We start from the raw sequence: 22,988 nt of genomic DNA, 5'->3' as shown, positions 1-22,988 counted from the left end.
CAAGTTTTTGCAGAATAATGGGAGTTTGGCTTGATTTCTTGGATTTGGGGCGTTTGGCAGGAGGGGTGTGCGGATATGGGATCAAAATATGTTTCAAGATTTTCTCATTTTACACACAGCTTCTTGATAATCTGTGCTTCCAAAAATATAACTCCCTGCGACCAAAATATCTGCCCCTACATCAAACAACTCTCTAGCATTGAGATCGCTCACCCCCCCATCTACCTCAATCAAACATCGCAACGACGCATCATCAATCATCTCTCTAAGCTGACGCACTTTGTCCAAAGTCGCAGGGATAAATTTCTGCCCACCAAAACCGGGATTGACACTCATCAAAAGCACCATATCCACATCAGGCAAAATATACTTCAATAGCTCAAGAGGCGTATGGGGATTCACAACCACGGCAGGGGAGATACCATAGTCTCGAATCTTTTGCACGATTCTGTGGATATGCTTCTCCTCTTCGATATGAAAGCTCAAAAATCTTGGTGTAAGTAGGGCAAACAAATCTACAAAAAATGAAATATTCTCCACCATCAAATGAATATCTAATGGCAAAGTTGAAACTTGTTTGATTTGCTCCACAATAGCAGGTCCAAAAGTTAGATTTGGCACAAAATGCCCATCCATCACATCAATATGCAAAAAATCTGCCCCACTGACATTGATACGCGACACCTCCTCTTCTAGTTTCAAAAAATTTGCAGACAAAATACTCGGTGCGATTTTCATAAACTTCCTTTATATTTGAGTTTCAATCTCCACTTGATTAAAAGCAGTTATAATTTTGTATTTTATTGCAAGGATTTTAAATGCAGACTATTATCGATTGCTTTTCAGCCTTAGGCGTTCAAATCCGAGATCTTATTGCACAAGGCGACACCCACTACACGCAAACCCAAAACACAAGCGGAGATATTCAATTAGCCCTTGATATACAAAGCGATCAGCTCATCGCAGAGGCATTACTCAAGCTACCAAGTGTCAAAGCAATATGCTCTGAAGAAAATGGAGAAATCACTCCAGCCAACCCCCAAGCCAATCTTTTGGTCGCCTACGATCCTATCGATGGCTCTTCGCTTTTGCCGGGCAACTTGAGCGTTGGGACAATCTTTGGAATCTATCAAGACGCTTTTGAAGCTCAAAATCTCATCGCCAGTGGCTACATCCTCTATGGATTGCGACTAGAAATGGTGACTGCTTATAGACACCTTGAGGGTGCGTTTCTGCAAAGATATGATCTACAAAAACAAGCTTGGAGCGACAAGGAAACGCTCAAACTACAGACACAGGGTATCATCAATGCTTCAGGTGGGACACAAAAAGAATGGACAGACTACCACAAAGCAATGATTGATGAACTTTTCAATTGTGGGTATCGACTTCGCTATTGTGGAGGTATGGTCCCAGATTTGCACCAAATCCTTCTCAAAGGTGGTGGGCTTTTTAGCTACCCCACAACAGCCCAACAGCCGCAGGGCAAATTACGCAAACTCTTTGAGGTTTTTCCTTTTGCACTGATTTTCCAACAAGCAGGAGGAATGGCAACTGATGGAAGCCAAGAACTTTTGAGCCTACCCACACGGCACATACACGATACTTGTGGGTGCTTTTTTGGAAGCCAAAAAGAAATCCAATATGTTTATCAAATCTACAAGGAGCGTCAATGGCTACCCTTCCAATAGAACAAGAAAGACAGGAGCATTTTCAACAAATGCAAGACAAAAAACAAACCATGCAAGAATGCCAAGCCAAACAACAGCAAACTTCTTGCCTCACCTGCAAAGAAGCACCGCGATGCAAAATCCGCGAAGAATATGTTCAGGCAGTTTATTTGTTTTTGAACGAAGGTCAGAATGCGGACTTTTCTTTTTAGTCTCATCATTCTGATATTGCTCACCTCTTGCAGACAAGATCCATTTGCCAAAGCCCTAACACTCTACCAAGACAACAAAATCCAATCGAGCCTCCCCTACTTTCAAGAATCTTGCAAAAACGGCACACTCAAAGCTTGTAAAATCCTCTCTACGCTCCTGCTGCAAAACCATCAAAGCCCGCTCCAACCCCTACAATATGCTTGCAAACTCGGTGATGTCCCCTCTTGCCAAATGGGTGCCAAACTCTCCTACACTCAAGACAAACAACAATTTCTAGCCTTTGTGGATTCTGGGTGCAAATGGGGCAATCCGCAACTCTGCTTCACTCAATCTTGGTATCTTTACAATGCACACGATATAGACGCAAGCCTAAAATACGCAATCAAAGCCTGCTATGGTGGGATCATCAAAGCCTGTATTTTGGGGGCTTCCATCTATCGAGATCAAAAACTTGATGATGAAGCCCAAAAACTAGAAGCGCAAAGAAAAAAACTGCGATCTTTACCTACTGCTTAATCCCAAGCAAAGTATCAATCATTTTATCAATCGTGCTGACAACTTTTGCATTGGCTGCATATCCACTTTGGTATTTGATGAGATTGACCATCTCCTCATCGACGCTCACTTGTGAAATGCTTGTGTATTCATTTTTGACAGCTGAAAACAATGCCATTTTGGTATCTAGCGTCGTTTTGACTGCTTGAGTTTGTGAAGCCATTTCGCCCCCAAAAAGCTGGTAGCATTCGGCTAATTGCATTTGTTGGATCGAGTTTTTGGAAAATGCAAATGGCAACTCATCATATTGCATTTGTTGCATCATATTTGCCACATCGATATTTCCTTTTGAAGGAGAAACCCAGGGTCGGATTTTTGAAGGATCTTGAGAATAAACTGCATTGATAGAAATGTTCTGAGCATTGTTGCCATCAAAAAATCGATTCATACCCAAAGCACCGGGCAAATTGCTGCCATTATCCTGCAGTCCGATATAGATGTTGTCTTGTTTTTTGGGTGTGATTTGCAATTTCCCCGTTTGAGGATTGTAACTTGCCATAAAAAAGTCATCGATGTCATTTAGAGAATCTTTGTCTCCATTGTCATCTGTGTTGGCATTGATTTGTTGGACAATATCGCCAAGGGAGGTAGAAGGGGTGATGATGATACTCTTGGTCCCGATTTTATCGCCATCGGCATTGTAAATCACAATATCAAAAGATCCGGGGTGGATGTTGTATTGACTATCTGCCAAAGCTTGATCTTTGGTCAAGTTGAGTGCATTGCTCTCAAGGCGATTTGTTGCACTTTGGGCATAGATGTTGTTGGTCGCCTCAATGAAGCCATTGGCAAAGACATTGAGCAAATCAATATACTCTTGCATTTTTCCGGGCACACTTCCATCATTGCCATCAGCATACAATCGGATCAATCCACCGATCTTTCCATCGTAGAGATAGTTTGTAATATCCACAGGTCGATGATCTTGAGTTTGGAAAAACACATGATTGAGATTATTGCCCGTTGCAGATTGCTTGAAAGTGAGCGGGTGAAAATTCTTGCCATCGATGATATTAAACCCCTCTCCCACATTAAAAGCATAATTCTCTCCATAATCCACGCTTTGAGAATCAACGCCTATGTTGGTTTTGAGATTGGATTTGAAGACATTGCCACCAATCAATTCGCGTAGCTCAAACTCAAGTTTATCTCTTTGATCTCTCAAATCGTTAGCATAATTTAAGTCTTTGTGATTCTCTTTGATACTCAATTGTTCGTTGATCTTGGCGATTTGTGCCCCTATGCGATTGACTTCCTCAATCCTCAATCCCAACTCCTCACTTGCCTTTTTTTGCAAAGACGCCAAATTGTTGTAAGAAGAATGAATGTTTTTGAGCAATACATTTGTTTTTTCCAGCAAAAGTTGCTTTTGAGCAGGGTCATTGGCATTTTTAGCCAATTCTTTCCAAGCGTTGAAATAACTTTGCAAATCCTCATAAATCCCCACACCCTCCAAATCCGGAAACATCGCTGTCGCTTCCCTCAAGCGATCGTATTGGGTTTGATAGAACTCTTTTTCTTGAGCCACACGCTCATATCTTTGGAACACAAACTCATCGTGAGCGCGCATAATGCTCTCAACCTGCACCCCCGTTCCAATATGATAATCCCCTTTGTCCAAAGGTCTCTGTGGCTTGAGGATGACTTTTTGACGCGAATAAAACTCATCACTTGCATTGGCGATATTGTTCCCCGTAGTATCCACCATTGCCTGATGTGCCTGAAGTCCTGTGTAAGAGGTGTTAAGAGATGTCAGAATCCCACCCATTATCACACCTCAACCATCAAGAAGCTTTGCTGTGGCTTTGCATAGCCACCATATCCCGAACTCTCGTGTGGCACAATTTTCCTAAGCAATGAGGTATAAAACTCATTGACAGCATACACACTCTTGGCATAACCACTATTGATGTCTTTGAGGATTCTAAGTTTTTCTTTCATCACTTCTAGCAAATCCCTCACTTCACTATCAAGCAAATCAGCAAGAGATTTTTCTGGATTTTGATTACGCAAACGCAACATCTCACGATCAATCTGCCCTTTGGCATCCTCAAAAGATTTCACCAACGCATCTTTGATAGACACCCTTTTAAAAATTGCATCATTTCGTGCTTGGGATAGATCTTGAATATCCTCTTGTGTCAAAGCGATTAAATGTTCGATTTTGCTAATTGCGTCTTGTAAGTATTGATATAACATAACTCAAATCCTTTAGAAGCCCAAAGCGAGTGCTTATGGGTATTTCTAACGATTAAGCAAATTTAGTGCCATTTTTTCTGCGGTTTTTTGTGTATCGACTTTATATGTCCCTTCTTTGATTTGCTCTTTGATTTCTGCTGCACGATTGTTAATCTTTTCTTTTTGCTCAAGTTTTTCTGTTTTTTTCTCACTTGTCTCTGTTTTGTCTTTCAATCCAACCCTTGAAGCTTGTGCATAATTGCCGCCAACCCCAATCTTTGTGCGATCGCTAATCATTTTAGCCTCCTTAAAATATTGATAACACTAAAAAAGTTCTGCTCAAATATCGACGCTTTTTGAATTTATTTGAATTTTTTGTCCATTGCTTGTTGAAACTCTTGCATTGTTGCCACACCATTGGTGTCTGCATTGGGTGCAAAAAACAAGCGATCAATCGCTCCAGCACTATTTTGATCGCTATAAACATAAATCATCAATGCCAACATCAAAACACAAAAGCAACTAAAACAAACAAAAGGAATGATCCAAAATTTCACTTCGCTCAAACTCTAGTTCCCTCACATTCTTAAGTGTTATTGCAAAAACAATCCATATATAACTTGATTATAAAAATGCAATAGTATAAAATAATAACCAAAAATCATAAGAACTACGACATTTTCCCTAATTTGTCGCACAATCTCAAAAGGAGAAACTATGGAAGAGAAGAAATATCGCCCAAATGTTGCAGCAATCATATTGTCTTCTCAATATCCTAATGACTGCAAAATTTTTGTCGGACAACGCAAAGACTTGCACGATGTTTGGCAATTTCCACAAGGTGGTATCGATGAGGGAGAACAAGTCCGAGAGGCTCTTTTGAGAGAATTATGGGAAGAGATTGGCACACGAGAAGTTGAAATCTTAGGAGAATATCCCAAATGGCTCCAATACGATTTCCCACCCCAAGCTCTCAAAAAATTCTATCCCTTTCAAGGGCAACGCCAAAGGTATTTTTTGGTGCGTCTCAAATCAGACAGGCAAATCAACATTCACACAGAAAATCCAGAATTTGTGCGTTATGATTTCGTCCCATTGAGTCAAATCTTCAAAGTCATCAAGCACTTCAAAAAACCACTTTACAAAGAAGTGTTGGATTATTTCAAACAAGAGGGGTTTCTATAAATGCTAATCGTCCAAAAATATGGTGGAACCAGCGTTGGCAACTGCGAACGCATCAACAATATCACCCAAAAAATCATCAAAGCCAAAAAGGCAGGACACCAAGTTGTCGTTGTCGTTTCAGCGATGAGTGGAGATACAGATAAACTTGTGCAATTTATCCAGTATTTTCAACACACAGACTACCCTATCCCCAATCCAAGAGAGAGCGATGTGGTCTTGAGCAGTGGAGAGCAAATCACGCGCGCACTTGTGGCAATCGCCCTAGAATCCCAAGGATACAAAGCCATATCACTCAGTGGCAAGGAGGCAGGGATCATCACAGATGGCATCCACACAAAAGCTAGGATCGAACAAATCCAAACAGATAAGATTATAAATCTACTTCAAGAGGACTACATTGTGATTGTGGCAGGGTTTCAAGGAGCGACTACAAAGGGTGCAACCACGACTCTTGGAAGGGGTGGAAGTGATCTCTCAGCCGTGGCAATCGCAGGGGCGATCCAAGCAGATGTTTGTGAAATCTACACCGATGTTGATGGAGTCTATACCACAGATCCACGCATTGAGCCACAGGCAAAAAAACTAGACAAAATCAGCTATGAAGAAATGCTAGAGCTTGCAAGTATGGGGGCAAAAGTGCTTCTCAATCGTTCTGTAGAAATGGCTAAAAAACTCAATGTCAATCTCATCACACGCAACTCTTTTAATGACAATGAAGGAACTTTAATTACAAGTGAGGAAAACATTATGGAACAACCAATCGTTAGCGGCGTTGCTTTGGACAAAAACCAAGCGCGCATCAGTATCAGCAATCTCAATGATGAGCCCGGAATTGCTGCCAAGATCTTTGAATCCCTTTCAGCCCACAACATCAATGTGGATATGATTGTTCAAACCATCGGACGCGATGGCAAAACTGATCTAGATTTCACCATCCCCAAAACAGAAATCGCACTCACCCAACAAATCCTCAAAGATTTCTCCCATTTGTATGATCAGATTGACTGCGATTACAATATCGCCAAAGTGTCGATTGTCGGGGTGGGGATGAAATCACACTCTGGCGTTGCAAGTTCTTGTTTTAGCGCTATGGCAAAAGAAAATATCAATATTATGATGATTGGCACAAGCGAGATCAAAATCTCAATGATCATTAGCGATGAATACGCCCAAACAGCCGTGCGTGCATTGCACAAAACCTACAATTTGGATCGCTAATATGGAGGAGATTTCAGACTGGATTTTGCAGACGATTCGCAAAGAAAACGAGCTTCAGGGCAAAAAATACGGGTGGCTTGAAGAAAATTATCTCAATCTATCGCTTCTGTTTTCCAATGCCCTAAGTTTCATTTTGCGTGGCGGGACTTTTATCATTGTCACAGACAACCAAAGGCTTTGGTTCAAACACTATATGTTAGCCAACATCAACCACCCCAAAAACAATCGCCCCTTTTTGCCATTTGTGAGTATGGAGGGATTTGAAAATATTTTGCCGATACAAAACAGCAAATCAAGCCAAAATGTCCAACTTTTCAAAGATATGCTTGATATGACTTTCAAAGAATATGCGTTTTTTTATGTGGGCAAAAACAACCTCTCCCCAATCATTGATCTTGCATTGGAAAATGAAAATAGCTTTTTGTGGATGATTGGAGAATCTATCAGCAATTCTTTGAGGATTGATGAGGATGATATTTTGGATGTCAAGCTTTTGCAACTTTACAAACTCTTTGATCTGAGCCTTAGTGCAATGATTGTTGAAAAATTTTCACTTGAGTTTTAAATGACGATTGGGCAAATTTATCTCACACAAAATCCAAACGCTATCTTAGAATCTCTACAGATTCCCAAACACCAATTACGCGTGTTTCAAACCCAAGATTTCCAAATCACCCACGCCCACGAAGTCATCAATGAAGCCTATATCGCTGATGACCAGCTCAAAACCATCGCAATCATTGCAAACTCTTTCAACCTCCAGTCCCAAAACGCACTGCTCAAGATTCTAGAAGAGCCACCCCACAATACGCGATTTTTGATTTTTACGCCCAACAAAAATGCGTTGATTCCGACGATCCGTTCGCGTATGATGCTGACTAGAGAATCACACAGCACGCCACTCACCCCCCTTGATCTCAACCTCAAATCACTCAATTTCCAACAAATCCTAGATTTTCTCAAGCCCCTCAACTCTTACACCTCTAGGCAAGAAGGACAGATGCTCATCCAGCGTTTGCTCTACACCGCCCACACCCAGCACATCACACTCACACAAACCGAGCTTGATTTGTTTGACAAAGCCATCCAAGCCAACACACATTATGAAAAAATCACCCTCACACTCACACCACTACTCCTTGCATTTTTGCAAAAAACAAGGAAACGCTAATGTTTATCCAACGCATTCACCCCAAATCTTTTGCACATTTTTTGAACTCTATCCGACCTGATTCTACGGGCTACAAAATAATGGTGCAAAAATCTCACGAACTCGCCTTTGTCATCTTTGGCATTTCCCTTCCAGCGATGCATATTCTCAAGCAAGAAGCACTGAGTGCAGGAGCGGAACTTGCCACACCCAAAGATGCCATACTATGCCAAAAAGCAGAATTTGATGTTTTGCTTTTTGGCACACGCCCCCAGATTCTTAGAATCATTCGGAAATGCCAAATCCAACCATTCGATCTCAAATCCCTTGCCCACACCCTGACCCAACACCTCACCGCCCCCCATTACCCGCCTGAACTTATGGCTATCCTTAACCTCACGCCAGATAGCTTCTATAGCGGGAGTCGCTTCCAAGCACAAGAAGCCTTGCAACACATACAACAGCTCATCGCTTTGGGGGTGCAGATCATTGACATCGGTGCAGCAAGCTCAAGACCTGATAGCCCCTTGATCTCTAGCCACCAAGAGATAGAACGCCTCAAGCCTCTTTTGGATTTGTTGCCTGTGATTCCTAGCCATATCAAATTGAGCATTGACACCTACAACCCCCACACGGCAGAATACGCCTTGTCGCGGGGGTTCCACATCCTCAATGATATTTTTGGATTCAAAAATCCAGAGATGATTGCCATAGCCCAAGAGTTTGGAGCCAAAGTGGTTTTGATGCACTCCAAAGGCACACCCCAAACGATGCAAACGCTCACAAACTACAACAATCTTTTTGAAGAAATCGATACCTTTTTCACACAACAGATTCAAACCCTTCAAGCACACCACATCCACGATATTATTTTGGATATTGGTTTTGGGTTCGCCAAAGATTTGCATCAAAACATCGCACTCATTCAACACCTTGAGCATTTCAAACATTTCCACTTGCCACTCCTTGTGGGAGCAAGTCGCAAAAACACCATCGGACTTCTCACCCAGCAACCCGTGCATCAGCGTCTAAGCGGCACGCTTGCGCTGCACCAAATCGCCCTACAAAATGGAGCAAACATCCTAAGGATCCACGATGTGCAGGAGCATATCGATATGATCAAAATCCTTCAAGCATTGGGAGAAATCTAATGGCAAAAGTCTCCAAATCCATCATCAAAACCCTACTCAAGCACGGATTCACTCAAGAAGATCTAGACGCCAAAGACGCAGAGAGTATCCTCCAAATCTATAAAAAAGGGATAGAGGGCTATGTGCAAAACTTCTCAGCCCACCACAAAAAAGAGCACACACCACGCGAGACCAAAAGCCCTTTTGGACATCTTGAGAGACTAGAAGAAGTCTATGATCTCCCAACCAACTATTTCACCCACTTCAGCCAAGAAGACATCGTCCTGCTTTTGCACAAAAAATTCCGTTCTATCCCTATCAACAGGATCCAAAAAATTGTCAATATTTTGATGGTTTGTTTTCAAGAGAGGATTTTGGGTGAAATCTATGAAAAAACCCACGATCTGCCACGAGAAGAGCAAGAAAATATTATGGAAATCTATGAGATCCAAAAAGACAATATCGCACATTTGGTGCAAATCAATGACAGACTGCAATCTGCAAAATTCAGAAAACAACTCCAAGAAGTCATCTCTATCAAAAATCAAATCCAAAGAATCCAAAATACCGAGGAAGATGAGGATTGAGGCATCATCACGATGTATGAAGTAGATTTGGTTTAAAGGCTCTACGCTCTTTGGTATTTCTCTTGTTGTTAAATCTTGGTTTGAGTGAAGTCACACTTTTGGGTGACTCTAGAATCTGTGAGGATTTCTTTGCAAGTTGGCTTGAGAGACTCTATACTCTTTGGTGATTCTAGATTTGTTTTCTAGTTTTTGAGATTGGATTTGCACAAGCACGCTTCTTAGTCATTGAAACTTACTTTGCTTTTTTCTATAAGGGGGACAAGGGGGTTTATTGCGAGGCACCCCCCTTATCCCCCTTAAAATCCCCCAAACCCCTGCCCGCTTTTTGTGTGTTACCCAACGATAGAGTGCAATGTTTTTGTTTGATTGTGTTTGGTGGTTTTTTGATTTGAAACTAGATTCTAGTTTCTTGTTTTTGTTTAGATTCTTTAAATTCTTAGAATCTTTAGAATCTTTGTGAAAGCATTTTTGATTTTTGATTCTTTGGATTCTTAGATTCTTAGAATCTCTTTACAATCTTTTAAAACTCTAAAAAACACAAAAAACCTCACTATTTCAATATAAGCACAAACAACTGCTAACCAAACTAACATTGTAGAACCAAAAAAGATTCCAAGTCAATGTAATCTTGAACAAGCCTTGCTAATGCAATGCTGGGGTTATGGGGGTTGTTAAGGGGGATAAGGGGAACGCTTGCTATAAGTTCCCCTTGCCCCCCTTAAGAGAGATCCTAGGGGATTCTAGGATTGTATAAAGGGTGCTTTGCTCAAAGCCAACTCAAAGAAAGAGAATCCCAAGAGATTCTGGAATCGCCAAAAGTCACATTTTCCCAACCCAACTTCAAAAGAAAAAATCAAACCAAGCTTGAGAAAGTAGAAAGTGTGCTTTTGCAAAAGTAACTTGAAAAGAGAATCCAAGAGTTTCTAGAATCACTACAAAGTAGGTTTAAACATATAAAAAGGGATTTGGTGAGAAAGTGAGTGAGAAATGGAGAAAGGATGAGGGGGGGGGGAGAGTGGGATGAGAGGAAGCCTCCTCTTTATTCCACCTCTGCATCAATGACATCGTCGTCTTTTTTGCCCTGTTGTGCATTCCCCTGATTGTTTTGACTCGCTTGAGCAAGTTTTTGAGCCACTTGACTCAACGCTTGGATTTTTGCCTCGATCTCTTCTTTGGTGGCACCTTCATTTTTTGTCGCATCTTCTAGTGCTTTGATCGCCCCTTGGATCTCTTCGACCTCGTTGTTTGCAAGATTGGCTTTGTTTTCATCAAGGCTTTTTTGTGTCTGATGTGCCAAAGCATCTGCTTGATTTTTGAGCTCAATCAACTCCTTACGCTTCATATCTTCCTCTTTGTGAAGCTCTGCATCTTTTACCATTTTTTCAATCTCGCTATCACTCAATCCACTAGATCCACTGATTTTGATCTCTTGAGATTTGCCGGTATTTTTATCTTTGGCACTCACAGTCAAGATTCCATTGGCATCAATATCAAAGGTGACTTCGATTTGAGGGACACCACGAGGTGCAGCAGGGATCCCTGTCAAATCAAATCTTCCCAAAGATTTGTTGTCTTTTGCCAACTCCCTCTCACCCTGCAAAACATTAATAGAAACTGCAGGTTGATTATCCTCATAAGTTGAGAAAATTTGAGATTTTTTGGTGGGGATTGTCACACCACGCTCTACAATCTTGGTGCAAATCCCTCCAGCAGTTTCAATCCCCAAACTCAAAGGTGTCACATCAAGCAAGAGGACATCTTTCACATCTCCTTTAAGCACTCCACCCTGAATGGCTGCACCGATTGCAACAACTTCATCAGGATTGACAGATTTATTGAGCTCTTTTCCGATAAACTCTCTCACTCTTTCTTGCACCTTTGGAACGCGTGTAGAGCCACCCACCATCACAACTTCATTGATGTCACTCTTGCTCAACCCAGCATCTTTGATGACAAAATCAATCTTTTTGATCGTTTCTTCAACCAAGCCATCAATCAAACTCTCAAATTTTGCCCTTGTGAGTTTTTTGACAAAATGCTTAGGACCACTTGCATCAGCAGTGATAAAAGGCAAATTGATTTCTGTCTCATTTGCACTGCTAAGCTCTTTTTTGGCGTTCTCGCTTGCCTCTTTGAGTCTTTGGAGTGCCATCACATCAGATTTCAAATCAATCCCACTCTCGCTTTTGAACTCTTCAACTGCCCAATCAATGATTTTGTTATCAAAGTCATCTCCACCCAAAAAAGCATCTCCACCGGTTGCAAGCACCTCTACGACATTGTCCCCAGTTTCTAGCACAGTGACATCAAATGTCCCTCCACCCAAGTCATACACCACGATCTTTTCAGATTCTTTTTTGTCCAACCCATAAGCAAGAGCCGCACTTGTTGGCTCATTGATGATACGCAACACATTGAGACCGGCAATCGTTCCTGCCTCTTTTGTCGCCTTTCTTTGAGCATCATTGAAATAAGCAGGCACCGTGATGACAGCCTCGCTCACCTCTTCGCCAAGGTAACTCTCCGCATCTTCTTTGATTTTGCCTAGAATCTTGGCACTGATTTCTTGTGGTGTATAAACCTTATCTCCGATTTCTACAGCACACGCACCATTGCGATCTACGATCTTATAAGGCAATCGCTTCTCTGCCTCTTTTGCCTTGTCTTCATTAAACATCAAGCCCATAATTCTCTTGATCGAATAAATCGTTTTGAGAGGGTTGGTGACTGCCTGTCGTTTTGCCGGATCTCCGACTAAAATCTCGCCTTTATCAGTGAAAGCCACGATAGAAGGTGTTGTATTTTTTCCTTCTTTGTTGGCAATGATTTTTGCCTCATTGCCCTCATAAACTGCCATCGCCGAATTTGTTGTTCCCAAATCAATCCCAATTACTTTTGCCATTTTTTACTCCTTAATTTAATTTTTTGCCACACTTACCATTGCTGGTCGTAATGTGCGTTCTTTGTATTTGTAACCCTTTTGCAAGGTTTGGACAATATGCCCCTCTTCCACTTCCTCACTTGGCACTTGCATAATCGCATCGTGCAGTTGTGGATCAAACTCACCCTCTTGGGCAATCACCTCAATGCCGTGCTTTTGCACGACTTTGATTAGATTATCTAGCGTGAGCTTGATCCCCTCTCCAATCGCTTCTTGCTGTGCTTCTTTGGCAATCTCCAAAGCTTTTTCAAGTGTATCAATCACTGGGAGCAAATCCTTTGCTATCTCTTCATAGCAATACTCCAATGCCTGATATTTTTCACGCTCCAAACGCTTCTTGACATTTTCAAAATCTGCATAAACACGCAGATACTCTGACTCAAGAGCTTTGAACTTTTCTTCAAAGTTTTCTTGCTCCACTTCAGCTTCTGCTTGAGACTCTTTTGGTGCAGTCTCTAGTTCTTGATTCTCATCTGTTTGCATTCTACCTCCTTATAAAATTGAAGAATAATCACACTCAAGCTTTCCACAATAAAGCATTTTGACTTTTTCTCCTGCCACAAAGGCTTCTCGCACAAAAGTAACATAGCCTTTTGGGAAGATTTCATCAAAATAAACTCCATTCCTCAAACGATTGAAGATTTCCCCACGACTCAGCTCAAAAAACAACCTCTCGCCGTGAGAGTTTTGGAGAAAACTAGCAATATGCTTAACACCCAAAAAGATGAAATGCTTTTCAAGCAAAGAATCCAAAGATCTCAAAAACTCATTTGCCTGCACTTGTGAAGCAAATGATTTGATATCTTCAAGCCTCATCCCCACAAGCTCTTCAGCGAAACGATGCAATGGTGCTCGATAACGCAACACGACCTCTTGCTCTTCTGATCGCTCTACATCTGCAAATCGCAAAACCAAAAACAGATTCTCGTGATTTTGTACCTCAGTCAGTTTGAAATGATTGAGAAACAAAACACCCACAAAGCAATCTAGCTGTTTGCTCTTTGCCTCAAGATCCAAACAATTCTCAAAGCAAGCAATCTTGTCGCTATCAAACATTTCACGCCAATAACTTTTGAGAGCGAAGTGCGTAGGGATACGCCCACTGCTTGCGTGTGATTGAAGCAACAGCCCCTCATCCATCATTGACTTGAAATAATTGCGAATCGTTGCAGAAGAAACCTTCATCTGTGCCAATTCTTTGGCAGATTGAGAACCGATAGGCTCTCCGCTTTTGAGATACTCTTGAATGACATACTTCAAAAGGATTGTTTTCTTCTTGATCATTTTCTTCACTTTCATATTTTAAGTAGCTTAAAAACTACGAGCAAAATTATAGCTCATAAAATTAGCAATTTTCTATTTACTTTGCTAAAAATTGATAACTTTAGTCAAAAAAATAAAGAAAGTTTATATAGATAGACTTAATTTTTATAAGTTAAGATATATCAAATATGAAGTTTTTTTCAGATATAATGTCTTTTGATATTTCACAACCATACGATTAGGATTTTCTATGAGCGCGCATTTCAACGATATTGACCAAAAGCTAGTTTCTGCGATGAGGGAAGTTTCTCTCTCTATGTTTCGCAAAAACTTTTTTGGGATTTTCCATGGATCCATCTCTGCAAGACTGACCTACAATCAATTTGTCATCAATCGGCGTCAAGCAGTCTTTGACAACATCAATCAGCATAGTTTGATTGTTTTGAACACACAACCAGATTATCGTTGGAATGAGGCAAGTGTTGATGCAACAATCCATTCACAGATATACCAACAATACAAAAATGCCAAATTTATCGCTTATGCGATGCCTCCTCATAGTGTCGCCTATTCGCTCAAACACGACAAAATCCATCCTATTGATTTTTTTGGCAAGCAAATCTTAGGAGATGAGATAGAGATATGGGACCCCCAAAACTATGACACTTGGTATCAACGGGCATCTCAAGAGATCTCTGCACACATTGCAAAAAACAACAAAAAATTTCTTGTAGTGAAAGGCTATGGGGTTTATGCCTTTGATCGCGATCTTCACGCATTGGCAAAAAAAATCGCACTAGTAGAAAACACTTGCAAAATCTTACATCTTATGCAAAATGCTATGATTGAATAACCCCCCCCTCATTGCTCCACCCACCATAGAGATCGATGGGGGAGACATTATCAGAGATTAAAGCTTGTCTGCGTTGTCTTTGAGATATTCAGCAACGCCACTTGGATTTGCTTTCATACCTTTATCGCCTTTGTTCCATCCAGCAGGACATACTTCACCATTCTCTTCAAAGAACAAAAGAGCATCTACCATTCTTAGCATCTCATCAACATTGCGTCCCAATGGGAAATCATTGACTACAGAATGACGCACAATCATATTACGATCAATCAAAAATGAACCTCTCAATGCAATAGCATCTCCAAAAAGCACATCATATGATCTTGAAATAGAGCGTGTCAAATCAGCAACCATTGGGAATTGCACTTGCCCAATACCGCCTTGATTGATCGGAGTGTTTTTCCAAGCCAAATGAACAAACTCAGAATCAGTAGAGACACCGATCACATTGAAACCTTTTGCTTGGAAATCTTTGACTCTCTTGTCAAAAGCAATGATTTCTGATGGGCAAACAAAAGTAAAATCCTTGGGCCAGAAAAAAAGCACGGCACCATTTTTTCCGATGTTTTTTGATAACTCGAAATTATCAACGATCTGATTATCTGCCAAAACTGCAGTTGCCTTGAAGTCAGGGGCTTTGTTTGTAACTAACATTGTCAATCCTTTGTTATTGTATTTCAGTAGATAATAATTTTTATCATCTAACCGAGCAGAATAATTATATTTGCAAAAAGAAAATGATTACTTTATTTTTGTTTGCTTTGTTGATATTTCACCAAACAAACATATTTGTCTTATTGTTTAGATTTATAAGGATATAATGCAAAAAAATCAAAATACAAGGTGTTTTTATGAAAAATGAGTTCCTTTTTACTTCAGAATCTGTGACTGAAGGACATCCAGATAAAATGGCAGATCAAATCAGCGATGCGATTTTGGACTACATCATCGCACGCGATCCCAAGGCAAGAGTAGCCTGTGAGACACTTGTCTCCAATGGTTTTTGCGTCATTGCAGGGGAGCTAAAGACTAGCACCTATGCACCAATGCAAGAGATCGCACGGCAAGTTGTCAAAGAAATTGGATATACAGACGCACTCTATGGATTTGACTACAAAAGTGCAGGAGTTTTGAATGGCATAGGAGAGCAAAGTCCAGACATCAATCAAGGAGTAGATCGTAAAGATGGTGAGATTGGTGCAGGGGATCAAGGGCTAATGTTTGGATATGCATGTCAAGAGACAGATGTTTTGATGCCTCTCCCAATATACCTAGCCCATCAGCTCACTTTGGGACTTGCTCAAAAACGCAAAGATGGCACCCTGCCTTTTTTGCGTCCAGATGGGAAATCCCAAGTCACTGTGAAATATATCGATGGCAAACCCGTAAGTATCGATACAATCGTGATCTCTACACAGCATTCACCCGAAGTGACACAGCAACATATCAAAGACGCAGTTATCGAAGAAATCGTCCATCAATTCATCCCTCATCAATACCTCAATGATAATATTCGCTATTTTGTCAATCCAACAGGGCAATTTATCATTGGCGGACCTCAAGGCGATGCCGGACTAACAGGACGCAAAATCATTGTCGATACTTATGGTGGAAGTTGCCCTCACGGCGGAGGGGCTTTCAGTGGAAAAGATCCTAGCAAAGTCGATCGTAGTGGAGCCTATGCCGCAAGATATGTTGCAAAAAACCTTGTAGCAAGTGGTGCCTGTCAAAAAGCCACGGTGCAAGTTGCGTATGCTATCGGAGTTGTAGAACCTGTTTCAATCCTTGTCAATACCCACGGAACAGGCAAAGTAGAAGATAGCAAGCTGTGCGAATGTGTCAAACACATATTCAAGCTCACGCCAAAAGGAATCATCGAAAGTCTAGATTTGCTCAAACCTATTTATAGAAAAACATCGGCTTATGGGCATTTTGGTCGCGAACTTCCGGAGTTTCGTTGGGAAAAAACCGACAAAGTGGAAGAAATCAAAGATTTTCTCAAAATATAAACCAAAAAGAGAAAATTCAAGTTTTTATTTACAAAACTTTGACTATACTCACAATAAGGTTCAAAATGAGAATCTAAAAAATTTAAGGAGTTAAAATGTCTGTAAAAATTACTGATATTTGCATTGCTTGCGGATCTTGTATCGATGAGTGTCCTGTAAGTGCAATCGTAGATGATGATGATAATCCAAATGGCGAAGGAATCTACTATGTATATCCTGACAAATGCGTCGAGTGCGTAGGGCACAACGAAGAACCCGCGTGTGCAAGTGCTTGTCCGACAGATGGATGTATCGTGTGGAGTGCAGTTGGCACAACAAGTCGTGATGAAATTGGTGGCGACTTGAGGGATGGCTCACACCCTGTAATGGGATAATCTGCTAGGGGCAATCCCCTAGTATAAAAGATTGTTTTTCTTTATATCGCTTAGTTTTAAGTCAAACTTAAATTCTCTTTGGCTATAATCCCAAGTTTATTTCAAATTTATATCTTACTTTAGGAGAATCATATATGGAGCAAACATTATCCATCATCAAGCCCGATGCCGTTGCCAATCAAACCATCGGAAAAATCATCGAACGCTTTGAGAGCAATCATCTAAGAATTGCTGCGATGAAAAAAATCCAGCTTTCTCAAACACAAGCTCAAGATTTCTACGCAATCCACAAAGAAAGACCTTTTTTTAATGATTTGGTTCAGTTTATGATCAGTGGTCCTGTTGTTGTAATGGTGCTAGAGGGCGATAATGCCGTTGCTAGAAATAGAGATCTTATGGGTGCCACAAACCCCAAAGAAGCAGAAAAAGGCACGATCCGTGCTGACTTCGCACAAAGCATTGAAGCCAATGCAATCCACGGAAGCGATAGCTTAGAAAATGCAAAAAACGAGATAGCGTTTTTTTTCAAGGCTGAAGAAATTCTATAGAGTTCTATGTGAAAATCGAATTCAAGAAAATCACCTCTACTCCCAAATCTTTCCATTTCCAATCAGATGGTATGAGTTTGGAGGGTGAAATTTGGAGAGATAGCTCCAAGCTCTACAAAATCAAGGCAAAACTAAATGGAAACATTGTTTTGACCTGTGACAGAAGTGGAGAAGAATATGAGCAACAAATAGAAGAAGTTTTGTCTTTGTGTATTTCAAATGGGATTTGGGATACACAAAGCCAAAATCAAAACGATGATTTTGATGTCATTGAGTTTTTTGATGGCTTTGTTGATTTTGAATACATCTTGCAAAGCGAGATGGATTTGATTCAAATGCAATATCACACACAAGGAGAATAAAATGGCAGTTCCAAAAAGAAGAGTGAGCAAAACGCGTGCGGCAAAAAGAAGAACTCACTACAAAATCACTTTGGCAAAACCAATCAAAGATAAAGATGGTAGCTGGAAGCTCCCTCATACAATCAACAAATTTTCAAAGCAGTATTAAACAAAAATGAAGATTATCATCGATGCAATGGGGGGTGATTATGGGGTGCAACCAATCATACAAGGGTTAGTCCAAGCACTCAAACAGCGGTGCTTCACTCCTATTGTCGTTGGTGATGAACATCAGATCAAGCCTCTTATCCCCGCCTCCATATCTCATCAAATCCAAATCCACCATACTGCAGATTTTATCAAGATGGAAGAACCTGCCTCTAGTGCTATCAAACGCACAGAAAGCTCGATCTATTTGGGAATGGAAATGTTGAAAAACGATCAAGCAGATGCTTTGATTTCTGCAGGACATAGTGGAGCAAGTATGAGCCTTGCGACATTGAGGATTGGGCGTATCAAAGGTGTTTCGCGTCCTGCAATCTGCACGCTTATGCCCACAAGTCAAGACAAATACACGCTTTTGCTTGATGCGGGTGCCAACACAGACTGCAAACCTGAATATCTTGTAGATTTTGCACTGATGGGCTATGAATATGCCAAAAGTGTGATGGGGATACAAAACCCCAAAATCGGGCTTCTCAGCAATGGTGAAGAAGACACAAAGGGCAATGAGCTCACAAAAGAAAGCTTTGCTCTCTTAAAATCGTTGCCTTTTTTTGCAGGCAACGCAGAGGGCAAAAACCTCTTTGATGGCAATTTTGATGTCATTGTTTGTGATGGGTTTATTGGTAATGTTGTGCTCAAAACTAGTGAAGGAGTCGCACAAGCCATTGGCAAGATTCTAAAAACAGAAATCAAAAAGTCGTATTTATCAATGCTTGGAGCTTTTTTGATGAAGGGTGTTTTTGCCTCTCTCAAGAAAAAAACCGATCATTCCGAATATGGCGGTGCACCTTTGCTAGGTGTCCAAAAACCTGTGATCATCAGTCACGGAAGTAGTAATGCTAGAGCAATTGAATGTGCAATTTATCAGGCAATTTATACGATTGAGAGTCGTGTTTGCGAAAAAATTGAATATGCTTTTACCCAAAAATAACTAAGGAGTTTGGATATGGTTTATGCTTCACTCAGATCGATTGCCTCTTATGTCCCAGATCGTTGCATCAGCAATGCGGATTTTGAAAAAATAGTTGATACAAGTGATGAGTGGATCACCAAACGCACGGGGATCAAAACACGCTATTTTGCTTCAGATGATGAGGCTTCAAGTGATTTGGCTACAAAGGCGGGTCGTATTGCTATCCAGCGTGCAGGTCTCAAGCCTGAAGACATTGATATGGTGATTGTCGCAACTTTGAGTCCTGATTTCATTGGGATGCCTTCCACTGCCTGTATCGTTGCACATAATCTTGGGATACGCAATCGCCCCTGCTTTGACATCACAACAGCCTGCAGTGGATACATTTATCTACTCTCCTTAGCCAAAGCCTATATTCAATCACAAACTTACAAAAACATCCTAATCATTGGGGCAGAAAAAATCAGCTCCTATCTAGATTTCAAAGATCGTAGCACCTGTGTTTTGTTTGGCGATGGTGCTGGAGCGTCTGTCATCGGTGCCACAGAAAACAAAAATGAAGCGATTTTGGATGTGCATATTAGTGCAGATGGACAATATAGTGACTTTTTGATCACCCCTGCTGGCGGGAGTCGCAGTCCTTTTAGCCAAACCAATCTTGACGCTTCACAGCAATTTATCAAAATGAAAGGAAATGAAACTTTCAAAGTCGCAGTCAAAACACTCGCAAAAGATGTAGAAGATATTCTAGAGAGAAACCACATCGCACCTCAACAAATCAAATATTTCATCCCCCATCAAGCCAATCTTAGAATCATCTCGGCAGTAGGTGGTATGCTTGATTTCACACCAGAACAAGTCTATATCACGGTAGATCGCTTCGGCAACACTTCAGCAGCCTCGATTCCGATGGCTTGTAATGAGGCTTATGAAAAAGGTGGGATCAAAAAAGGAGATCTATTGCTCTTTGATGCCTTTGGTGGAGGACTGACTTGGGGTTCAGCCCTTGTGGCTTTTGGAGGAGACTGATCCTTGTGCCCATTGTTTCCACTTCAATGGATCAATGCTCAATTACATCATAAGGAGTATCAATGGAAGAAATCTATCAGTGGCTCAAAGTCATACATATCGCATCTTTTGTTTCCTGGATGGCGATGCTGTTTTATATCCCTCGTCTTTTCGTTTATCACGCTCAATATCGGCACAATGAGGGCTTTTGCTCTGTGGTGACAATCCAAGAAAGCAAACTCTATTACTGCATTGGTTATCCTGCGATGATTGCGACTTTTTTGAGTGGTGGGGCTTTGATTTATCAAATGGGTGGTGCAGAATTCCTCAGACACGCTCCTTGGCTCCATATCAAAATGTTTTTGGCTCTGCTGTTGTTGGCATACCATTTCCTCTGTGGCTATTTTATGAAGCAATTTGCCAAAGGCACTTGCACCAAAAGTCATAAATTTTTCCGGTTTTTCAATGAAATCCCGACGCTCATCCTCATTGGCATCGTCTATCTGGTGATTTTTCAACCTAGTTTTGGAGGATAAAATGGCGAAATTATGGTCAGGACGCTTTGAGCAAAACACTTCAGCCCTACTTGATGCATTCAATGCCTCTATCCCTTTTGATCAAAAACTTTGGCAACAAGACATCATCGGCTCCAAAGCACACTCAAAAATGCTCCACAAAATTGGTTTGCTCAACGAAGCAGAACTTCAGCAAATTTGGCAGGGGCTTGATGCAATCGCTCAAGAAATTACTGATGGGACTTTTGAGTTCAACCTTGGCGATGAAGACATTCACATGGCTATCGAAGGGGCACTCATCTCAAAAATCGGCGACACAGGCAAAAAACTCCATACGGCACGATCGCGTAACGATCAAGTTGCCCTTGATTTTCGCCTCTATGTGTTGCAAAGCAATCAAGAGATTCGTCAAAAGCTTGTTGCCCTTATCCAAACGCTTCTAGAGATTGCCTCACAACACACCCAAAGCATTATGCCCGGGATGACACATCTCCAACACGCCCAACCGGTCAATCTCGCTTTCCACCTCATTGCTTGGTGTTGCAATTTCAAACGCGATATCCAACGACTGAGCTCAAGCTTTGAACGCCATTGCTACTCCCCTCTTGGTGCTGGTGCTTTGGCAGGAGTGCCATATCCGACAGATCGAGAGAGTGTCGCTCAAGATTTGGGATTTATCGCCCCTACCCTCAATGCGATGGATTCTGTGAGTGAGAGAGATTTTGCACTGGATCTACTCTATGAGATCGCTATGATGATGATGCATATTTCAAGAGTGGCAGAAGAGCTGGTGCTATGGAGTAGCTATGAGTTTGGTTTTGTAAGCTTCTCTGATGCATTTTCTACCGGTAGCTCCATTATGCCACAGAAAAAAAATCCCGATGTCGCAGAACTTCTAAGAGGCAAAAGCGGCAGGAGTTATGGCAATCTCATCAGCCTCCTAGTCGTGATGAAAGGCTTACCACTAGCCTACAACAAAGACACGCAAGAAGACAAAGAAAGTGTGTTTGATAGCGTAGAGACTGCACTTTTGAGCCTTGAGATTCTCACGCGTTCGCTCAAAGATCTCACCTTTCATACGCACAAAATGCTTGAAATGGCAAAAATCGGACATCTCACTGCGACGGATTTGGCAGACTTTTTGGTGCAACAATGCCAAATCCCCTTCCGAGAGGCACATCACATCACAGGCAAAATCGTTGCCTATGCCGAACACAAAGGAGTGGATTTGAGCGAACTCACTCAAGAAGAGCTCATAAGTCAAGATTCTAGAATCCAAATCGGAGTCAAAGAAGCTTTGGGATTGCAATCATCAGTTGATGCACGCAATTCCCTCGGAGGCACTTCCACACAGCAAACAAAAACCCAAATCGCCTCGCTCCAAGAGTGGCTACACCTTGAAATGGAAAAACTCAAATGAGCAAACAAGACACTATCATCAAGATGTTTAATGACATTGCACCAAGCTATGATTTGACAAATCGCATTTTGAGCTTCGGATTGGACACGAAATGGCGTCAAGAAGGTTGCAAACGCACTCTCAAAACGCTAGGCAAATCAAGCCATCTCCATATCGCTGATGTCGCCTGTGGAAGTGGGGATATGATATTGCAATGGCAAAAGCTCACCACTCATTCCCAATACATTGGCATAGACCCCGCTCAACAAATGCTCCAAGTGGCACAGACCAAAATCACAAATTGCCAATTCATTCAAGCTCAAGCCCAAAGCCTCCCCCTTGATTCTGCAAGTGTGGATATTCTATCCATTGCCTATGGCTTACGCAATGTGTGTGATTACCCTACCGCACTTCAAGAGTTCTATCGCGTCCTCAAACCCAATGGCACCCTTCTGATTTTGGATTTTATGCAAAACCCAAACCCCAACTTTTTGCAAGCCTGTGCCAAATTTTATACCCAAAAAATCCTGCCTATGATTGGGGGCTGGATCTCCAAAAACAAAGGGGCTTATGCGTATTTGCCAAACTCGATTGAAGATTTTGCTTCACCTGAGAGGCTCATCGCCCATTTGCGTGAAACTGGATTTGCACACATCCAACACCAATATGATTATTTCCACATCTCATCAGCGTTTATCGCAACAAAGGAGTAA

The 22,988-nt window shown here is 41.4% G+C and carries 29 protein-coding genes; 20 read left to right on the top strand and 9 right to left on the bottom strand.

All coding sequences use genetic code 11. The features are described 5' to 3' along the window. Nucleotides 1-93: 93 nt before the first annotated feature. Entirely contained in the window at nt 94-738 is a 645-nt protein-coding gene (gene rpe, locus BBW65_RS06900) for a ribulose-phosphate 3-epimerase (protein WP_066341390.1), read from the bottom strand. A gap of 80 nt (nt 739-818) precedes the next feature. Between rpe and BBW65_RS06895 the strand changes: the two genes are divergently transcribed. Genes BBW65_RS06895 through BBW65_RS06885 form a run of 3 tightly spaced genes read left to right on the top strand, consistent with a single transcriptional unit; the run spans nt 819 to nt 2,399 of the window. Beyond that, a complete protein-coding gene (locus tag BBW65_RS06895; RefSeq protein WP_066341388.1) occupies nt 819-1,691 on the top strand; it encodes a class 1 fructose-bisphosphatase in 873 nt (290 codons plus the stop codon). Beyond that, nucleotides 1,673-1,882: a hypothetical protein gene (locus BBW65_RS06890; protein WP_066341387.1), complete on the top strand. Its 210-nt coding sequence runs from the start codon at nt 1,673-1,675 to the stop codon at nt 1,880-1,882. The genes BBW65_RS06895 and BBW65_RS06890 overlap by 19 nt, the downstream gene beginning before the upstream one ends. Further along, nucleotides 1,863-2,399, top strand: a complete 537-nt coding sequence (locus BBW65_RS06885; RefSeq protein ID WP_066341385.1) for a hypothetical protein — start codon at nt 1,863-1,865, stop codon at nt 2,397-2,399. The genes BBW65_RS06890 and BBW65_RS06885 overlap by 20 nt, the downstream gene beginning before the upstream one ends. Here BBW65_RS06885 and flgK read toward each other — a convergent pair. The 4 genes from flgK to BBW65_RS06865 all read right to left on the bottom strand — a co-directional run bounded on the left by flgK (nt 2,389) and on the right by BBW65_RS06865 (nt 5,182). Further along, nucleotides 2,389-4,206, bottom strand: coding sequence for a flagellar hook-associated protein FlgK (gene flgK / locus BBW65_RS06880; protein WP_066341383.1), 1,818 nt, complete (start codon nt 4,204-4,206; stop codon nt 2,389-2,391). The genes BBW65_RS06885 and flgK overlap by 11 nt on opposite strands. A 2-nt stretch (nt 4,207-4,208) precedes the next feature. Continuing rightward, nucleotides 4,209-4,637 carry a hypothetical protein gene (locus BBW65_RS06875; RefSeq protein WP_066341381.1) on the bottom strand — a complete coding sequence of 143 codons (429 nt, stop codon included), beginning with the start codon at nt 4,635-4,637 and terminating at the stop codon, nt 4,209-4,211. A gap of 45 nt (nt 4,638-4,682) precedes the next feature. Then, nucleotides 4,683-4,913 carry a flagellar biosynthesis anti-sigma factor FlgM gene (locus BBW65_RS06870; protein ID WP_083986138.1) on the bottom strand — a complete coding sequence of 77 codons (231 nt, stop codon included), beginning with the start codon at nt 4,911-4,913 and terminating at the stop codon, nt 4,683-4,685. 65 nt (nt 4,914-4,978) lie between these two features. Then, entirely contained in the window at nt 4,979-5,182 is a 204-nt protein-coding gene (locus tag BBW65_RS06865) for a hypothetical protein (protein WP_066341379.1), read from the bottom strand. A gap of 151 nt (nt 5,183-5,333) precedes the next feature. Here BBW65_RS06865 and BBW65_RS06860 point away from each other — a divergent pair, with 151 nt between their 5' ends. The 6 genes from BBW65_RS06860 to BBW65_RS06835 are packed head-to-tail and all read left to right on the top strand — an operon-like array spanning nt 5,334 to nt 9,886. Beyond that, nucleotides 5,334-5,801, top strand: a complete 468-nt coding sequence (locus BBW65_RS06860; RefSeq protein WP_066341377.1) for an RNA pyrophosphohydrolase — start codon at nt 5,334-5,336, stop codon at nt 5,799-5,801. After that, nucleotides 5,802-7,019 carry an aspartate kinase gene (locus tag BBW65_RS06855; protein WP_066341371.1) on the top strand — a complete coding sequence of 406 codons (1,218 nt, stop codon included), beginning with the start codon at nt 5,802-5,804 and terminating at the stop codon, nt 7,017-7,019. It begins immediately after the preceding gene. Continuing rightward, nucleotides 6,961-7,584, top strand: a complete 624-nt coding sequence (locus BBW65_RS06850) for a HobA family DNA replication regulator (protein WP_083986136.1) — start codon at nt 6,961-6,963, stop codon at nt 7,582-7,584. Before BBW65_RS06855 ends, BBW65_RS06850 begins: the two co-directional genes overlap by 59 nt. Next, complete coding sequence (locus tag BBW65_RS06845; protein ID WP_066341365.1) at nt 7,585-8,190, top strand: DNA polymerase III subunit delta'; 606 nt, start codon at nt 7,585-7,587, stop codon at nt 8,188-8,190. It begins immediately after the preceding gene. Then, nucleotides 8,190-9,320 (top strand): dihydropteroate synthase, encoded by a 1,131-nt coding sequence (folP, locus tag BBW65_RS06840; RefSeq protein ID WP_066341363.1) that lies wholly within the window; start codon nt 8,190-8,192, stop codon nt 9,318-9,320. The genes BBW65_RS06845 and folP overlap by 1 nt, the downstream gene beginning before the upstream one ends. Continuing rightward, nucleotides 9,320-9,886, top strand: a complete 567-nt coding sequence (locus BBW65_RS06835) for a hypothetical protein (protein ID WP_066341361.1) — start codon at nt 9,320-9,322, stop codon at nt 9,884-9,886. The genes folP and BBW65_RS06835 overlap by 1 nt, the downstream gene beginning before the upstream one ends. Before the next feature lie 1,039 nt (nt 9,887-10,925). On the opposite strand, the gene dnaK is transcribed toward BBW65_RS06835, so the two are convergent. The 3 genes from dnaK to BBW65_RS06820 are packed head-to-tail and all read right to left on the bottom strand — an operon-like array spanning nt 10,926 to nt 14,111. Next, nucleotides 10,926-12,788 (bottom strand): molecular chaperone DnaK, encoded by a 1,863-nt coding sequence (gene dnaK / locus BBW65_RS06830; RefSeq protein WP_066341358.1) that lies wholly within the window; start codon nt 12,786-12,788, stop codon nt 10,926-10,928. A gap of 15 nt (nt 12,789-12,803) precedes the next feature. Next, nucleotides 12,804-13,310, bottom strand: a complete 507-nt coding sequence (gene grpE / locus BBW65_RS06825) for a nucleotide exchange factor GrpE (RefSeq protein WP_066341356.1) — start codon at nt 13,308-13,310, stop codon at nt 12,804-12,806. A gap of 9 nt (nt 13,311-13,319) precedes the next feature. After that, nucleotides 13,320-14,111, bottom strand: a complete 792-nt coding sequence (locus tag BBW65_RS06820; RefSeq protein WP_066341353.1) for a hypothetical protein — start codon at nt 14,109-14,111, stop codon at nt 13,320-13,322. A gap of 229 nt (nt 14,112-14,340) precedes the next feature. Here BBW65_RS06820 and BBW65_RS06815 point away from each other — a divergent pair, with 229 nt between their 5' ends. Continuing rightward, nucleotides 14,341-14,943: a class II aldolase and adducin N-terminal domain-containing protein gene (locus BBW65_RS06815; RefSeq protein WP_066341351.1), complete on the top strand. Its 603-nt coding sequence runs from the start codon at nt 14,341-14,343 to the stop codon at nt 14,941-14,943. A 57-nt stretch (nt 14,944-15,000) separates the two neighbouring features. Here the strand turns inward: BBW65_RS06815 and BBW65_RS06810 are convergent, their stop codons facing one another. Then, a complete protein-coding gene (locus tag BBW65_RS06810; protein WP_066341349.1) occupies nt 15,001-15,597 on the bottom strand; it encodes a peroxiredoxin in 597 nt (198 codons plus the stop codon). A 197-nt stretch (nt 15,598-15,794) separates the two neighbouring features. On the opposite strand from BBW65_RS06810, the gene metK reads away from it, so the two are divergent. The 10 genes from metK to ubiE all read left to right on the top strand — a co-directional run bounded on the left by metK (nt 15,795) and on the right by ubiE (nt 22,988). Beyond that, nucleotides 15,795-16,952 (top strand): methionine adenosyltransferase, encoded by a 1,158-nt coding sequence (metK, locus tag BBW65_RS06805; protein WP_066341346.1) that lies wholly within the window; start codon nt 15,795-15,797, stop codon nt 16,950-16,952. Nucleotides 16,953-17,047: 95 nt separating this feature from the next. Continuing rightward, nucleotides 17,048-17,326 (top strand): DUF362 domain-containing protein, encoded by a 279-nt coding sequence (locus tag BBW65_RS06800; RefSeq protein WP_066341344.1) that lies wholly within the window; start codon nt 17,048-17,050, stop codon nt 17,324-17,326. A 134-nt stretch (nt 17,327-17,460) separates the two neighbouring features. Further along, nucleotides 17,461-17,874: a nucleoside-diphosphate kinase gene (gene ndk / locus BBW65_RS06795; protein ID WP_066341342.1), complete on the top strand. Its 414-nt coding sequence runs from the start codon at nt 17,461-17,463 to the stop codon at nt 17,872-17,874. A gap of 8 nt (nt 17,875-17,882) precedes the next feature. Next, nucleotides 17,883-18,236 carry a DUF177 domain-containing protein gene (locus BBW65_RS06790; protein ID WP_066341341.1) on the top strand — a complete coding sequence of 118 codons (354 nt, stop codon included), beginning with the start codon at nt 17,883-17,885 and terminating at the stop codon, nt 18,234-18,236. Nucleotide 18,237: 1 nt separating this feature from the next. Next, nucleotides 18,238-18,384 carry a 50S ribosomal protein L32 gene (gene rpmF / locus BBW65_RS06785; RefSeq protein WP_066341339.1) on the top strand — a complete coding sequence of 49 codons (147 nt, stop codon included), beginning with the start codon at nt 18,238-18,240 and terminating at the stop codon, nt 18,382-18,384. 6 nt (nt 18,385-18,390) lie between these two features. Next, nucleotides 18,391-19,371: a phosphate acyltransferase PlsX gene (gene plsX / locus BBW65_RS06780; RefSeq protein ID WP_066341337.1), complete on the top strand. Its 981-nt coding sequence runs from the start codon at nt 18,391-18,393 to the stop codon at nt 19,369-19,371. 15 nt (nt 19,372-19,386) lie between these two features. Then, complete coding sequence (locus tag BBW65_RS06775; RefSeq protein ID WP_066341335.1) at nt 19,387-20,382, top strand: beta-ketoacyl-ACP synthase III; 996 nt, start codon at nt 19,387-19,389, stop codon at nt 20,380-20,382. Between the two features lie 62 nt (nt 20,383-20,444). Then, nucleotides 20,445-20,897 (top strand): protoporphyrinogen oxidase HemJ, encoded by a 453-nt coding sequence (gene hemJ / locus BBW65_RS06770; protein ID WP_066341334.1) that lies wholly within the window; start codon nt 20,445-20,447, stop codon nt 20,895-20,897. Between the two features lies 1 nt (nt 20,898). Next, nucleotides 20,899-22,296: an argininosuccinate lyase gene (argH, locus tag BBW65_RS06765; protein ID WP_066341332.1), complete on the top strand. Its 1,398-nt coding sequence runs from the start codon at nt 20,899-20,901 to the stop codon at nt 22,294-22,296. Further along, a complete protein-coding gene (ubiE, locus tag BBW65_RS06760) occupies nt 22,293-22,988 on the top strand; it encodes a bifunctional demethylmenaquinone methyltransferase/2-methoxy-6-polyprenyl-1,4-benzoquinol methylase UbiE (RefSeq protein ID WP_066341330.1) in 696 nt (231 codons plus the stop codon). Before argH ends, ubiE begins: the two co-directional genes overlap by 4 nt.

Source organism: Helicobacter enhydrae (assembly GCF_001693335.1).
In the GTDB taxonomy this organism is placed as follows: Bacteria; Campylobacterota; Campylobacteria; order Campylobacterales; family Helicobacteraceae; genus Helicobacter_G; species Helicobacter_G enhydrae.
This window is presented reverse-complemented; position numbering and strand designations above follow the sequence as displayed.